The 13747-nt window shown below is 70.0% G+C and carries 12 protein-coding genes; 9 read left to right on the top strand and 3 right to left on the bottom strand.

Going from position 1 to position 13747, the window contains the following annotated elements:
* Nucleotides 1-7: 7 nt before the first annotated feature.
* Both GGQ59_RS04545 and GGQ59_RS04540 read right to left on the bottom strand, forming a co-directional pair.
* Nucleotides 8-1192: an aminotransferase class I/II-fold pyridoxal phosphate-dependent enzyme gene (locus GGQ59_RS04545; RefSeq protein WP_183816205.1), complete on the bottom strand. Its 1185-nt coding sequence runs from the start codon at nucleotides 1190-1192 to the stop codon at nucleotides 8-10.
* Nucleotides 1193-1772: 580 nt separating this feature from the next.
* The gene (locus GGQ59_RS04540) at nucleotides 1773-2393 is read right to left on the bottom strand and encodes a glutathione S-transferase family protein (protein ID WP_183816203.1); all 621 of its coding nucleotides are present in this window, start codon (nucleotides 2391-2393) and stop codon (nucleotides 1773-1775) included.
* A gap of 227 nt (nucleotides 2394-2620) precedes the next feature.
* Between GGQ59_RS04540 and GGQ59_RS04535 the strand changes: the two genes are divergently transcribed.
* The 9 genes from GGQ59_RS04535 to GGQ59_RS04495 are packed head-to-tail and all read left to right on the top strand — an operon-like array spanning nucleotide 2621 to nucleotide 11861.
* Nucleotides 2621-3808 carry an inositol-3-phosphate synthase gene (locus tag GGQ59_RS04535; RefSeq protein WP_183816201.1) on the top strand — a complete coding sequence of 396 codons (1188 nt, stop codon included), beginning with the start codon at nucleotides 2621-2623 and terminating at the stop codon, nucleotides 3806-3808.
* On the top strand, nucleotides 3805-4710 hold the full coding sequence (locus GGQ59_RS15365; protein ID WP_221400862.1) for an HD domain-containing protein: 906 nt from the start codon (nucleotides 3805-3807) through the stop codon (nucleotides 4708-4710). The genes GGQ59_RS04535 and GGQ59_RS15365 overlap by 4 nt, the downstream gene beginning before the upstream one ends.
* The gene (locus GGQ59_RS04525; protein WP_221400861.1) at nucleotides 4707-5819 is read left to right on the top strand and encodes a class I SAM-dependent methyltransferase; all 1113 of its coding nucleotides are present in this window, start codon (nucleotides 4707-4709) and stop codon (nucleotides 5817-5819) included. The genes GGQ59_RS15365 and GGQ59_RS04525 overlap by 4 nt, the downstream gene beginning before the upstream one ends.
* Nucleotides 5819-6811, top strand: coding sequence for a Gfo/Idh/MocA family protein (locus tag GGQ59_RS04520; RefSeq protein WP_183816198.1), 993 nt, complete (start codon nucleotides 5819-5821; stop codon nucleotides 6809-6811). Before GGQ59_RS04525 ends, GGQ59_RS04520 begins: the two co-directional genes overlap by 1 nt.
* Entirely contained in the window at nucleotides 6802-7632 is an 831-nt protein-coding gene (locus GGQ59_RS04515; protein WP_183816196.1) for an MBL fold metallo-hydrolase, read from the top strand. Before GGQ59_RS04520 ends, GGQ59_RS04515 begins: the two co-directional genes overlap by 10 nt.
* Complete coding sequence (locus tag GGQ59_RS04510) at nucleotides 7629-9119, top strand: YcaO-like family protein (RefSeq protein WP_183816194.1); 1491 nt, start codon at nucleotides 7629-7631, stop codon at nucleotides 9117-9119. Before GGQ59_RS04515 ends, GGQ59_RS04510 begins: the two co-directional genes overlap by 4 nt.
* A complete protein-coding gene (locus tag GGQ59_RS04505) occupies nucleotides 9116-9946 on the top strand; it encodes a sugar phosphate isomerase/epimerase family protein (protein ID WP_183816192.1) in 831 nt (276 codons plus the stop codon). The genes GGQ59_RS04510 and GGQ59_RS04505 overlap by 4 nt, the downstream gene beginning before the upstream one ends.
* Nucleotides 9943-11157, top strand: coding sequence for a glycosyltransferase family 4 protein (locus GGQ59_RS04500; RefSeq protein ID WP_183816190.1), 1215 nt, complete (start codon nucleotides 9943-9945; stop codon nucleotides 11155-11157). The genes GGQ59_RS04505 and GGQ59_RS04500 overlap by 4 nt, the downstream gene beginning before the upstream one ends.
* On the top strand, nucleotides 11154-11861 hold the full coding sequence (locus GGQ59_RS04495) for a PIG-L family deacetylase (RefSeq protein WP_183816188.1): 708 nt from the start codon (nucleotides 11154-11156) through the stop codon (nucleotides 11859-11861). Before GGQ59_RS04500 ends, GGQ59_RS04495 begins: the two co-directional genes overlap by 4 nt.
* Here the strand turns inward: GGQ59_RS04495 and GGQ59_RS04490 are convergent.
* The gene (locus tag GGQ59_RS04490; RefSeq protein WP_183816186.1) at nucleotides 11858-13669 is read right to left on the bottom strand and encodes a mechanosensitive ion channel family protein; all 1812 of its coding nucleotides are present in this window, start codon (nucleotides 13667-13669) and stop codon (nucleotides 11858-11860) included. The genes GGQ59_RS04495 and GGQ59_RS04490 overlap by 4 nt on opposite strands.
* Between the last annotated feature and the right edge of the window lie 78 nt (nucleotides 13670-13747).

The following is a 13747-nucleotide window of genomic DNA, read 5'->3' as shown; positions in this document are numbered from 1 at the left end:
GGCGCCCTCAGGCCGCCTTCGCCTTCTCGCCCCGGAGGACGGTGCCGATGCGCCTTGCCGCCTCGCGCAGGCGGTCTTCGTCCTGGACGAGGGCGATGCGGACGTGGCCCTCGCCCGCCTCGCCGAAGCCCGTGCCGGGGCTGAGCGCGACGCCCGCCTCGCGCACCAGGCGCTTGCAGAAGGCGAGCGCGTCGTCGCCTTGGCCCGCCGGGATCTCCGCCCAAGCGAACATCGACGCCTCGGGCCGCGGCAAGGACCAGCCTGCGTCCTCGCAGGCGTCCAAGAGCACGTCGAGGCGCGAGCGGTAGGCCGCGCGGACCTCCGCCGTGATGGCCTCCGCATTGTCGAGCGCGACCGCGCAGGCCTCCTGGATGGGCTCGAAGCTGCCGTAGTCGAGATAGGCCTTCACCCGGGTCAGCGCCGCGATGAGGCGCGGGTTGCCGACCGCGAAGCCCGCGCGCCAGCCCGCCATGGAGAAGGACTTGGACGCGGAGGTGAACTCGACCGCCACGTCCTTGGCGCCCGGCACCTGCAGGATCGAGGGCGTCGGCTCGCCGAAGTAGATCTCGGCATAGGCGAGGTCGGAAAGGAGGAAGATGCCGTGCTTCTTCGCGAAGGCGACCGCCTCCTTGTAGAAGTCCAAGGTCGCGACCTCCGCCGTGGGGTTCGCGGGGTAGTTCAGCACCATCGCGATGGGGCGCGGCACGCAGTACTTGAGCGCCCGCTCCGCCGCGCGGAAGACGCCGTCGTCCGCCTTGACCGGGATCGGGCGGACGACCCCGCCGACCATGACGAAGCCGAACATGTGGATGGGGTAGGACGGATTCGGCGCCAGGATGACGTCGCCAGGCGCCGTCATCGCGAAGGCGAGGTTCGCGAAGGCGTTCTTGGAGCCGAGCGTGTGCACGACCTCGGTGTCCGGATCGAGCTTCACGCCGAAACGCCGGGCGTAGTAGTCCGCTTGCGCCTGGCGCAGGCGCTTGATGCCCTTGCTCTCCGAGTAGCGGTGGCAGGACTTGCGCAGGACCGCTTCGCGCAGGGTCTCTGTGACGATCTCCGGCGCGCCGAGGTCCGGGCTGCCCATGGAGAGGTCGATCACGTCGCGACCGGCGGCCTCGGCTTCTGCCACCAGTTCCTTGACCTGCGCGAAGACGTAGGGCGGGAGCCTGCGGATGGCGTAGAAGTCTTCCATTGTGACCGATCGTGCTGCGACAGGGCATGTTGGTGAACGATGACGACTAAAAAGTGAAGAGAGGGGTGGTCTCTTTCGTGGCGCTACCGCTCGCTCGCGCTCGCTACTTGAGCGCTGGGCTGGCGGCGCGGGCCTTCGGCCTGTGCGCCAGCGGCGCTGGGCCGGCGGGTTTCGGGCACGCCGAAGCGCCGACCTGTCGTCGGTGTCGAAGTCGCCGGGTGTCCGGACGTCCCCGCGCTGAGCGGGGAGTTGGATTGATACTGTAGCCCAGAACGGTGAACGTCCGGCGGTGATCTTGCCAAGGGGCCCTCGCAGGGGGCGACCTTTCGGCGCCTTGGTCCGCGATAGCGCTTGAAACCCTCGTCCTTCAGCGATGAGCCATGAGCCCCGATCAGCCACTCATGGTACGGGCCGCTACGCCCGCTCGCCTTAGGATCACCGTCCCCCGAACCGATGAGTAGCGTGCACACCGCCCGGCCTGTCCGGGAGAACGGGGGCAGCATGGCATCGGGAAACGAGGCGGGGATAAGTTTCGAGCCGAACCGACGACGGCGCCGCCCGGTCGAGGCTGAAGTCCCAGCTAAGTCGAGGCCTGCCCCTCCGCGATCAGAGCGTCGTCGCGGGCTTTCGCCTTCTGGTAGGCGGGCCGCCCCTTCAGCCTCTCCGCGTAGTCCGTGAAGGCATGGAGGCTTGGCAGGCTGCCGAACCGGGTACCCCACAGCACTTGCGCACCGAAGTAGACGTCCGCTGCGGTGAAGGCGTCGCCGCAGACATAGGCGCGGGACAGGAGAAGACCTTCCATCGTTTCGACCACCAGGTCGTAGGTGCCAAAGCCGGCGACGCCGCTCTGCTCCTTCGTCGGAGTCCAGCCGAACGACTTCGCCGTCACGGCTTGTTCGAGCGGGCCTGCGGCGAAGAAGAGCCAGCGATAGTAGTCATGCCGCGCGGCGGGCGGAGGCGCGAGCTTCGCGTCCGGGAAGGCGTCCGCGAGGTAGGCGCAGATCGCCGCGCATTCGGTCACGACACGGCCCTCGTGAACGATCGCCGGGACCTTGCCCATCGGATTGATCTTCTTGTAATCAGTACCCTTCATCGAAGGGCCCCAGTTCATCAGACGCTCCTGATAGTCGGCGCCCACCTCCTCCAGCATCCACCTGACGGTCTGACCCCGCGACATGGGATTGGTATAGAAGTCCAGCATGACGGTCCCTGTTCGCCTTCGGCGCGAAAGGGTGAACCGGCCTTCCGAACGCGGCAAGTTCGGGATGCAGCACTTCTCTACCGTAGACGGATGGTTAGCATTGCCACGACGTGCTGCGTCGCAGCTTTGCTTTAAAGCAAAGTACTGACTTTGTTGGCGTGTCCCCGCTTGCCTTTGGCCTCGGATGCGCAATCTCCAGCCGAACTCACGAAGCAGGGACACCCCTCATGTCACAGACACAAGACAGACTCGGCGTCGCGGTCGTCGGCCTCGGCGGCGCCGTCGCGACCACGGCCATCGCCGGCATCGAGAGCATCAAGTCGGGCTCGAACGACCTTTCCGGCCTGCCGCTCGCGGATAGGGCGGTGGGGGGTTTGAAACCCTATGACGGGCTCGTCTTCGGCGGCTGGGACCTCTGCGAGGACGACCTCGGCACGGCCGCGCTCGGCCACGGCGTCCTGTCCGAGAAGCACCTTTCGGGCGGCGCCGCCGCGCTCAAGGACATGCACGCCTGGCCCGCCGTCGGCAGCGAGGACTTCTGCAAGAACGTCACCGGCGGCAACAAGATCGCGGTCGCAGGGCATAGGGGCGCGGTCGAGCGCATCCACGACGACCTGTCGATGTTCAAGGAGGAGCAGGGCCTCGACCGCGTCGTCATGCTGAACCTCGCCTCGACCGAGCGGACGCCGGACCTGTCGGCGGAGGCGTTCTCGAGCCGCGAGGCCTTCGAGCGCGCGCTCGACAGGGACGACCCCGAAATCAGCCCCGCCATGCTCTACGCCTACGCGGCGATCACGGCGGACACGCCCTACGGCAACTTCACGCCGTCCGTCGCCGCCGACGTGCCGGTGCTCGCCGCCCTCGCGGCGGAGCGGGGCGTGCCCGTCGCGGGCAAGGACGGCAAGACGGGCCAGACCTTCCTCAAGACGGTGATCGCGCCCGCCCTCCGGGCCCGGGCCCTGCACGTGGACGGATGGTTCTCGACCAACATCCTCGGCAACAGAGACGGCCTCGCCCTCGACGACCCGAACAGCCTCAAGAGCAAGGTCGGCACGAAGCTGTCCGTTCTCGACCAGATCCTCGGCTACCCCGTCGAGGATCACCAGGTTCACATCCACTATTATCGTCCGCGCGGGGACGACAAGGAGGCCTGGGACAACATCGACATCTCAGGGTTCTTAGGCGAGCGGATGCAGATCAAGGTCGACTTCCTGTGCAAGGATTCGGTCCTCGCAGCCCCCCTCGCCATCGAGATCGCGCGGACGCTCGACCTCGCCAAGACCCGCGGTCAGGGCGGCGTGCAGGAGCAGCTCTCGGTCTTCTTCAAGATGCCGCAGACCAAGGACGGCGCGCTGCCCGAGCACGCCTTCCTAAAGCAGGTGCAGACGCTCGACGACTGGCTCGGCGAGGCGTGAGCGCCGGAGGCCTGGACCCCGCCCTCCTGCCGCTCCTCCGCGAGCTCGGCGACCTGAAGCGGGTGCGGAGCGCGGACATGGACGGCAGCTTCGCGACGCGCGGATTCCTGCGCGGCTGGGGGCGGCTCGTTCGCGGCGAGGACGCCGTGTCGGTGGCGCACGCCCAGGTCGCGGGCGCGCTCGCCGCCGCCCGGCTCGGCGCGATGGACGGCGACAAGCTCGCGCAGCTGGGCCTGGACGAGGAGGCCGCGCGAAGCGTCCTCCTGCGGAGCATGGACGAAGTGGCAGGACCGTTGGACAGGGACCTGACCGAGACGCTGCGGCGCGCCGTGCCCCTGCATGAGGACGATGCCGAGGAGGACGCGCCCGCCTTCGCGCACGCCCTCGGCCTTCAGCCGCGCGCGGGCGTCACCTGCCCCGGGCGGCCGCGCATCATGCTGCAGCCCGAGGAGAACCACGCCGACCACTGCTTCATGGTGGCGGTCTACGCGAGCCTGATGGCGCCCGCCTTCGGCGCGGACCCGGTACGATGCTGGTGGTTCGGCACGGTGCATCACCTGCACAACGCGGCGATGCCCGATGCGGGGTTCACCGGCGAGATGCTGCTGGAGCCGCATCTAGGCGCCGTCATCGAGGAGGCACGGCGCCAGGCGCTGGACGAGCTCGAGGGCGATCTGCGCGAGGCGGCGGCGGGCGTTTTCGAAGAGATCGGAGGCGACGGCACGCCCGAGGCGCGCGCCTTCCACGCGGCGGACGTGATCGACCGCGTCCTCGAGATCGAACACCATGTGAAGGCCCGGTCCGTGACGATGGACACGGTCCTTGGCGAGTACGAACTGGTCCACGAGGGCCCCGTGAAGGGATTCCATGACGACGTCCTGCGCGCGGTCGGCCTGCCGTGACCTTGCGTTCGCCGGTCACGCGCATGACGCTTCGGGCGGACACGCCGCACTCGCTGACGGACGGCGAGGCGCGCTGGCCGGTCGTTGACGGCATCCCCTACCTGCGCGCGGGCAGCGAGGCGCTGGCGGCGGAGGCGGTCGCCGCGCTCGATGAGGACGCGGCGGACGAGGCGACCGCCCTCCTCCTCGCAGAGAACGATCCGTGGTGGGATGAGGCGCCGCCGCCGCACGACGTCCTGCTGTCCGCGGTGCGCGAGAAGGACCGGCTCTCCTTGCGCGAGGTCATGGACCGGCTCGGCTGGGGCCGGGTCGGCACCTACTTCGCGCATCGCTGGTCGGACCCGACCTTCCTCGCGGGGCTGACGCTGCTGGAAGCCCATTGGCGCGCACCGGAGAGCGCGTTCGAGCTCGCCTGCGGGATCGGGCACTACCTCCGTGCGCTGTCGCGTGCGGGCGTGAGCAGCGTCAGCGGGGCGGATGTCGTCTTCGGCAAGCTCTGGGTCTGCCGCCATTGGGTCTGCCCCGAGGCGGACCTCCTTTGCTTCGACGCGGACGCGGCCTGGCCGGCGACGCCGGCGGCGGACCTGATGCTGTGCGCGGACGCCTTCTACTTCCTTCGCGAGAAGGCCGCGATCGCGGAGCGCCTGCGCGAAGGCGCGGGGGCCCTCTACGCCGTGCCGCACGTTCACAATGCGGGCGCCGAGAACCACTCGGCGGGGGCGGCTGCGCGTCTGGACGAGCTTCGCGCGCTGTTCCCGGGCGCGGCGATCTACGACGATGCGGGCCTGACCGAGGCGGGGGCCGCCGGAAAGCCGGTGCGCGCGGAGATGGGCGACGCGCCGGACGCGTTCAGCCTCATAGGCGGACCGGCGCTCGGCGCGTCCGCGCTGCCCTGCCCGCTCCTGCGGCCGGAGGACGGAACGCCGCTTCGCCGCAACCCGCTCCTGACCGATCAGGGCGTCGCTTGGCCTTCCCCTCGCTACGAGGAGGAGTACGGACCCCTCGCGACCTACGGCCGCCCGGGCGTGCCCAACACCGCCGCGATGACCGAAGGGGTCGCGCCGTTCGTCCGTACACGTGAACTCCTCGACCTGCCGGAGCGCTGGTGATGCGCTGGGGGATCGCAGGGTATGGCTGGGTCGCGCGCGACTACATGGCGCCGGGGATCGAGGCTGCGGGCGGCGAGGTCGTCAGCGTCGCCGACCCGTCCGAAGCGGCCCGCGCCGCCGCGGAGGGACACGGCGCGAAGGGCTTTGCGAGCCTCGAAGAGATGCTGGCGGAGGAGCGCCTGGAGGCGCTCTACGTCGCGAGCCCGAACGACCGCCACGAGGCGGCGGTGCGCCTGGCGGCGGCGGCGGGCGTGCCAGTCCTGTGCGAGAAGCCGATGGCCGCGACCCTCAAGGGCGCGGAGGCGATCGCTTCGGCGGTCGCGGCGTCCCCGGCGCTCTACGGCACGGCGTTCGATCAGCGCTACCACCCCGGCCACGCGGCCCTCGCCGAAGCGGTCGCGGCGGGTGCAGTCGGCAAGGTCGCGGCGGTGCGCATCGTCTACTGCTGCTGGGTCGATCCGACCTGGAGCCGGGGGACGGGCGAGAACTGGCGCGCGGACCCGAAGGCCGCAGGCGGCGGCGCGGTCCTGGACCTGGCGCCGCACGGCCTCGACCTCGTGCAGCGCGTCCTGGGCGAAGAGGTGACGGACCTCCACATCAGCCTTCAGAACCGCGTACACCCTTACGCGGTCGAAGACGGCGGCGTCCTGTCGGGGCGCACGCCGTCGGGCATCCTTCTTTCGATGCACACCGCCTACAACACGCCCGAAGCCCTGCCGCGCCGCAGGCTCGAGGTGGTCGGCAGCGAGGCGATGCTCGTCGCGACGGACACGATGGGCCAGGACCCGGGCGGCAGGCTCGTCCGCATCGACGGGCTGACGGGGGAACGGGCCGAGGTCGACTTCGACCGGGCCGCCTCGCCCTTCGCGCGCCAGGCGCGGGCGTTCATGGCCGGCGTACGGGGCGGGACGCACGACTTCGACGTCCACCGCGACCTCGCGCTCATGCGGCGTTTCTTCACCGCCTATGAGGAGGCGCGACGATGGCTCTGACGCACTACGCCTGCACCAATTGCGGCTTCTGGCAGGCCTACTTCGCTCCCCCGCCGGACTGCCCCGTCTGCACGGACGTCCGCAACGATCTGCCCGAGGATGGGTGGGACTTCCTTCCCGCGCGCGAAGCGGAGGCCCGCTTCACGGGCGAGGTCCGTCAGATCTCGGACGGGTTTTGGGCGGCGCGGACCTCGCCGCCCTTGGGTCTCAACGGTCAAGGCTGGCTGATGCGCAAGGACGGCGTCAACGTCGCCTTCGAGGGCGCGCCCTACTACACGAACGCCATGCTGGACGAGATCGAGACGCTCGGCGGCGTGCAGATCCTGGCCGCAAGCCATGCCCACGGCTACGGGGCGTTGTGGCAGCTCCAGGCACGCTTCGACCCCGAGGTGGTCGCGATCCAGAAGGACGACCTTCGTATGACGAAGGCGTTCAAGGTGACCCTGCCCTATGACGACGCGCTCGAACTCCTGCCCGGCCTGACGCTGCACCACGTGGGCGGTCACTATGAGGGGCAGGCCGTCCTCCATGACGAGGGGGCGGGGCGGCTCTTCTGCGGCGACGTCTTCAAGATCGATCAGACCGAGGACGGACGCTCCCATGCGATCAGCAGCCACAAGGCGTTTCACAAGGACATTCCGCTGACGCATGGCGAGCTTCAGCGGTACCGGGACGTCATCGCGCCCTTGGACTTCACTGAGGTCTGCACCCCCTTCGAGCACGCGCCCGATGTCGGCCGCGGGGCGTGCGTCGCCGCGCTCGACCGCGCGCTGTCCGAGACGCCCAAAGTCCGCCGCTACGCCTTGAAGGACCTGTCGTGATCCGAAGCCCCCTCCCCCTACCGCCCGCAGCGCGCGCCTATGTCGACGCGCTGCCGCCCGGCGACTGGTGGTTCTTCGACCAGGCCCCGATCGATAGGGCGGGCGTCCCGGCCTTCGCCGCCGCCTTCCTGCCGGACGACCCGGGAGCCGCCTGCACCCCGCTGCAGATCAACACCGGCTACGGCGAAGAGCCCGAGCAGGCCATGATCGCCGCCGCCGCCGAGGCCTATGAGTGGATCAGCGCACGGACGGGCCTCGTCGGCCGCGAGGTCGTGCGCGGGAGCTATGACGAGCTCGTCCGCGTTCACGGAGAAGCGGCCGTCGCCGACCCCTTGCGGCTCTGCCTTCCGGCCGGGAGCCCGGTGGAACGGACCACGCCCCTCGCCTGGACGCGCGGGCAGCGCATGCTCTCGGGGGAGGAAGCGCTGGTTCCGCTCGACCTCGTCGCGCTCGCCAAGGATCAGCTGCCGGAAGGCTACGAGCCCTTCACCACGCTCATCACCAACGGCCTCGGCGCGGGGCCGACGCGGGAGTGGGCGGCGAGCCACGGGCTGTTCGAGCTGTTGCAGCGGGACGGGAACGGCCTTCGCTTCCGCGCGCTCGACGCTGGGCTGGCGATCGACATGGAAAGCGCGCCGGAGGGCGTCCGGCGCCTCTACGACGACCTCCGCGCCAAGGGGCTCGAGGTCGTCCCGAAGCTCGCGACGACGGAGTTCGGGACGGCGAACGTCTACGTCGTCGGGCCGGACGAGGACCCCTCCGCCCCGCACGTGCCGATCGCGCTGACGGCGACGGGCGAGGGCTGCGACATCGACGCGGCCCGCGCGCTGCGAAAGGCGCTGCTGGAGTACGCCCATGCCCGCGCGCGAAAGGCGGTGAGCCACGGCACGCTCGAACAGGTCGCGCCCTTCCTGCCCGACGGCTACTGGGCGCGGATCGAGCCGATCGTGCGCGCCCAGGCGCACGACGCCGAGGCGCGCCAAGTCGAAGGCTTCCGGCAGTGGCTGAAGATGTCGGGGGCCGAGCTGAAGGCGCTGCTGGAAGACCCGATGTACCGGGTCCGCGAGACGGTCGCCTTCTCGGCCCTGCCGCGCGACGACACGCAGACGCCGGGGGGGCGCGGCGCGGTGATGGCGGGTCGGCTCCAGGAGGCGGGGATGGACCCGATCCTCGTTCCCTACACGGCGGAGGACGCGCCGATGCAGGCCGTCCGCGTCGTCTGTCCTGGCCTCGAGGTCGAGACCATGAGCTACTACCGCATTGGAGAGCGCGGCGCGAAGAAGCTGATCGAGGCGGACAGCCCGCTGATCGTCTGGGGCGAGGAGACCGAAACGCGCAGGCCCGTGCGGATGCCGCCCGACGGTTATGACCGGCTCGGCGCCCCCCCCCTCCTCGACACGGCGGCCGTCGACCGGACGGTAGGGCACCTCTACCCCCTCTACCGCGAGCCCTGGGAGCACCAGATGATCTTTCGGCGGGACGCATGACCCTTCGCTACGCCTACAACACCAACGGTGCGGCCTCGCACCGGCTGGACGATGCGCTGACCTTGATCGCGGAGGCAGGTTATGACGGCGTCGCGCTGACGCTCGATCATCATCACCTCGATCCGTTCGCGAAAGGATGGAGGGGTGAGGCCGAGCGCGTGGCGCGGCGGCTCGAGGACCTGAAGCTCGGCAGCGTCATCGAGACGGGTGCGCGTTACCTCCTCGACCCGCGCATGAAGCACGAACCGACCTTGGTGACGCCGGACGCAGAAGGACGCGCCCGCCGCGTCGCCTTTCTCTCCCGCGCGGCGGAGATCGGCGGCATCTTAGGGTCCGAGGCGGTGTCTTTCTGGGCCGGGGTGCCGCGACCGGGTGTGGACCGGGACGAAGCGCGGGGCTGGCTGTCCGACGGCCTCGAGCGCGTGCTGGACGCAGGCGAGGCGGCCGGCATGGACATGGCGTTCGAGCCCGAGCCCGGCATGCTGATCGAGACGGCGGGCGAGTACGGAGCGCTGGCCGAGCGCCATCCGCGCCTGAAGCTCGCGCTCGACACGGGGCACTGCCTCGTGACCCAGGACATCGAGCCGAACGAGGCGGTACGGCGCTACGCCGACCGCCTCGGCACGGTCGCGATCGAGGACATGAAGCGAGGGGACCACACGCATTTGCCCTTCGGCGAGGGGGACATGGACGTGCCCGCCGTGCTGGCCGCGTTGAAGGAAGTGGGCTTCAGCCGTCTCGTCAGCGTCGAGCTCTCGCGCGAGAGCCCGCGGGCGCACGCGGCCATCCCGGAGTCGATCGCCTACCTGAAGGCGGTCGAGGCATGAGGGTCCTCTTCCTCTCCCGACGCTACTTCCCCGCGATTTCGGGCATGTCGATCTACGCGGCGAACCTGCTGCGCGAGCTGGTCGCGCAGGGGCACGACGTCACCATGGTTTCTCAGTACCGGGACGACGACTACGGCAAGTCGGTCTATGGCGGCGGACCGCCCCCCGCCGTGCCAGGCGTCCGCGTCGTAGGCCTGCCGCAGACGGGAGAGGCCGCGACCGGCGACTTCGAGAGCGACATCGAGGTGATGGTGGAGACGATGATCGAAGAGCACGCCAGCGCGCCCTTCGACGTGATCCATGCGCAGTACGGCTACCCCACGGGGTGGGCAGCGCTGCTCGCGGGGCGCGAGGCGGGCCTGCCGGTCGTCGTCTCGATCCAGGGCGGGGACGGGCACTGGGTCGGCTCGTGCTGCGAGTGTCACAGGCTCGCCATGACGCGGGTCTTGGATCACGCCGACCGCGTGCTGATCGGCGGGGAGAGCTTCGCGGCGGAGGTCCACGAACGGCTCGGCACGCCGCTGGAGCGGTTCACGCTGATCCCCGGCGCGGTGGACACGAAGCGCTTCACGCCGGGGAACGGCCCGGGCGAGGGTCCGGTGCGGCTGCTCTATCACGGGCGGGTCGATGCGCGAAAAGGGGCGCTCGACACGCTCCATGCGCTGGCACGGCTCGAGACGAAGCGGGACTGGCGGTGCACGATGTCCGGCATCGGCCCGGACCTCGCGGCGGCGAAGGCCCTGGCGGACGAGCTGTCGCTAGGCGGGCGCGTGAGCTTCACGGGGTACGCCGACTACGAGACCGTGCCCGACCTCTACCGCGCGCATGACGTCTTCTTGTCCCCGACCTACGCGGAGGGGTTCTCCAACACCGTGCTCGAAGCCATGGCGTCGCGTCACGCGATCCTGGCGGGGCGCTCGGTCGGCATCGTCGACTGCTTGCGGGATGGCGAGAACGGTATCCTGGTCGAACCGGGCGACATCAACGCCATCGCGCGGGAGACCGCGCGGCTGGTCGACGACGCGCAGCATAGGGAACGCCTGGCGGGGGCGGCGCTGCGCGAGTGCCGCGAGACCTACTCCTGGGCGGTCGTCGGCCGGATGATCGCCGACCAGTACGAAGCGGTCGCAGGGCGCACCCAAGCGCGAGGCTTCGAGACTGCCCTGCCCCGCGACCCGTGCCGCTTCCGCGCGGAGCCGCACCTGTTGTGAGCCGGACGGTCCTCGCGCTCTCGCCGCACCTCGACGATGCGGCGTTCTCGGCGGGCGGCCTCCTCGCGCGGTTGGCGGCGGGCGGGGACCGCGTGATCCTCGCAACGGTCTTCACCGGCAACGTCGCCCGGCCGACGGGCTTCGCACTCGCCTGCCAGCTCGACAAGGGTCTGGCGCCAGACGCGGACTACATGGCGTTGCGCCGGGCAGAAGACGAGGCCGCCTGTGCCGCGCTCGGAGCGGAACCCCTCCACCTGCCCCACCTCGAAGCCCCGCATAGAGGGTACGAGGACGCCCCCTCCCTCTTCGGCGGTGTACGCACCGAGGATCGCGAGGAGGCCGCGGTCGCCGAGACGCTGCGCAGCGCGTTCGGCGGGGAGCGCATCGACCTCCTCCTCTTGCCGCGAGGGATCGGCGGGCACGTCGATCACGAGGTCGTCCGGCGGGCGGGCGGCGTCCTCGACGCGAAGCGCCGCCTCTACTGGACCGATTGGCCTTATGCGGACAGGGAGGCGCCGAAAGCCCCCTTCGCGGCGGAGGACGGCAGACTGCTGTCCGAGACCGTCACGCTGACACCGCGCGAAGCGGACGCGAAGCTCGCCGCCTGCCTCGCCTACGAAACGCAGCTCGGCTTTCAGTTCGGCGGGGCGGAGGCGCTTCGGGAGCGGCTCGCCGGCATCCAGTCCGAGACCTACCTCGCCTAAGCCCGGTCGTTGCCGCGGATGAGCTGGACCGTCTGGGTCGGGAAGGCGAACTCGATGTTCCGTTCGCCGAAGAGGTCGACGATCTTCCGGTTCACAAACGTGCAGTGCTCGAGATAGGTGAACCAGCCGCGCTCCGTGTCACGCTGGGCGTCCTCGTCCTCACCGCCCATGAAGTACCAGTGGTAGCCGCGGATGGTCAGCCAGGCCTCGCCGAACTCCGGGAAGCTGACATGCGGGTCGCCGTCGCGACCCTTGGCGTTGGCATCCTCCAGGACTTCGTCGTCGGTGAAGACATCCATCAGCGCCTGCATCGCCCGCTCGGCCTCGCGCGCGTCGGGGCGGTAGGGGATGGCGATGTTCAGCTCCCGGCGGATGTAGCCGCGCGCGGAGAGGTTCTCGACCTCGCGGTCGATGAACAGCATGTTGGGGATGGTGATGATGTTCCCGCCGAGGTCGCGAAGGTCCGTCGACTGAAGACGGATGTCCTCGATCGTGCCCCAATGGGTGCCCAACCGGCCCTTGAACTTGATCCAGTCGCCGATGACGAAGGGCCGGTTCACGAAGATCGACACCGCGCCGAAGAGGTTCTTCACCGAGTCCTGCGCGGCGAGCGACAGCGCGAGGCCGACGACGCCGAAGCCGACGATGAGCGCGCCGACGTTCACGTGCAGCACGCTTTCGAGGACGAAGAGAAGGACGACGAGCGCGACGAGCGTGCGGAGGATGCGCCGGATGGCGGTCACCAGCATCCGGTCGTAGTGGCCCTCGCCCTTCCGCTCGATCCGCCGCTTGGTGAAGGCGGCGACGACGTCGATCAGCGAGATGGCCAGGAGCGCGAGCGCGATCACCATGAGGAACTGCGGGATCGCGAAGCGCAGCGGCCGCAGCACTGGTCCCAGCGCCAAGAAGCCGAAGGCGACGGTGAAGAGGATCGTGAAGACGACGAGGCCGCCCGAGGCGCCGAGGCCGCGCAGCGTGCGGGCAAGAAGGCTGTGGTCGCCCTCCTCGACCCGGCCCGCCCCCCAGCGCAGGAGACGATAGAAGAGGATGCCGCCGCCGATGCCGACGGTGAAGGTCCCGAGGAAGCCGAGCCAGCCCAAGAGGCCCGTCTCTTCGAAGAGCGGCGAGAAGACCCGGACGAAGTACTGCCCTTCCTGGCTTTCGTCGTAGCGCGGCGGCAGGGGCGCCATGGCGTCGGACAGCGCCTGGAGGCCGTCCAGCGTCCGCCTCGAGAAGGTCCAGCGGCCGTCCGCCGCCTTCTCGACGGTGATCTGGCCGTCCGGCGGGGTCTCCAGCGTCTGCCAGACCCAGAGGTGTTCGGTCGCCCGGGGGAAGAAGACGAAGCGCGTGTCGCCCGCCGCCTCGATCGCCTCTTCGCCCGGCAGAGCCGCGGGCGAGACGGGGCCCAGGCGCAGGAAGACGCCGTAGAGCGTGTCGGCTTGGGCGCGCGAGGCTCCCGCCGGCAGGCTCGCGAGGGCACGACCGTAACCAACCTCGTCATAGCCGCGGTCGACGAGCGCCATCGCCTCGACGAAGGTCATGATGGTGGCGCGGGGGCTGTCCTGGCCGTTGAAGCGCGGGTCGTCGACGAGGTCGCGCACCTCGCCGGGCTGCATCTTCTCGATCAGAAGGCGGCTGCCCGATTCCAAGGCTTCGAGCAGGTCCGAGAAGACGCCGCCCGAGGCGGATTCGGGATCGGCAGGGGGCCGATCAGAGCCACCGCCGGACGATGGGGCCGTCTGGGCGGCCGCGGTGCCGAGCGTCAGGACGGCGCAAAGGCACAGAAAGAGACGAAGAATGACATGCATAGCCGGGATCGAGGCCTAGCGACGCTCGCCGCGGGGGTCCACGCCGCGCCGCACCCCTCGCCAACCGGCGGCGGCTGC

Source organism: Parvularcula dongshanensis (assembly GCF_014199615.1).
In the GTDB taxonomy this organism is placed as follows: domain Bacteria; phylum Pseudomonadota; class Alphaproteobacteria; order Caulobacterales; family Parvularculaceae; genus Parvularcula; species Parvularcula dongshanensis.
Note: the sequence above shows the minus strand (reverse complement) of the source record. Positions and strands in the feature narration are given on the sequence as shown.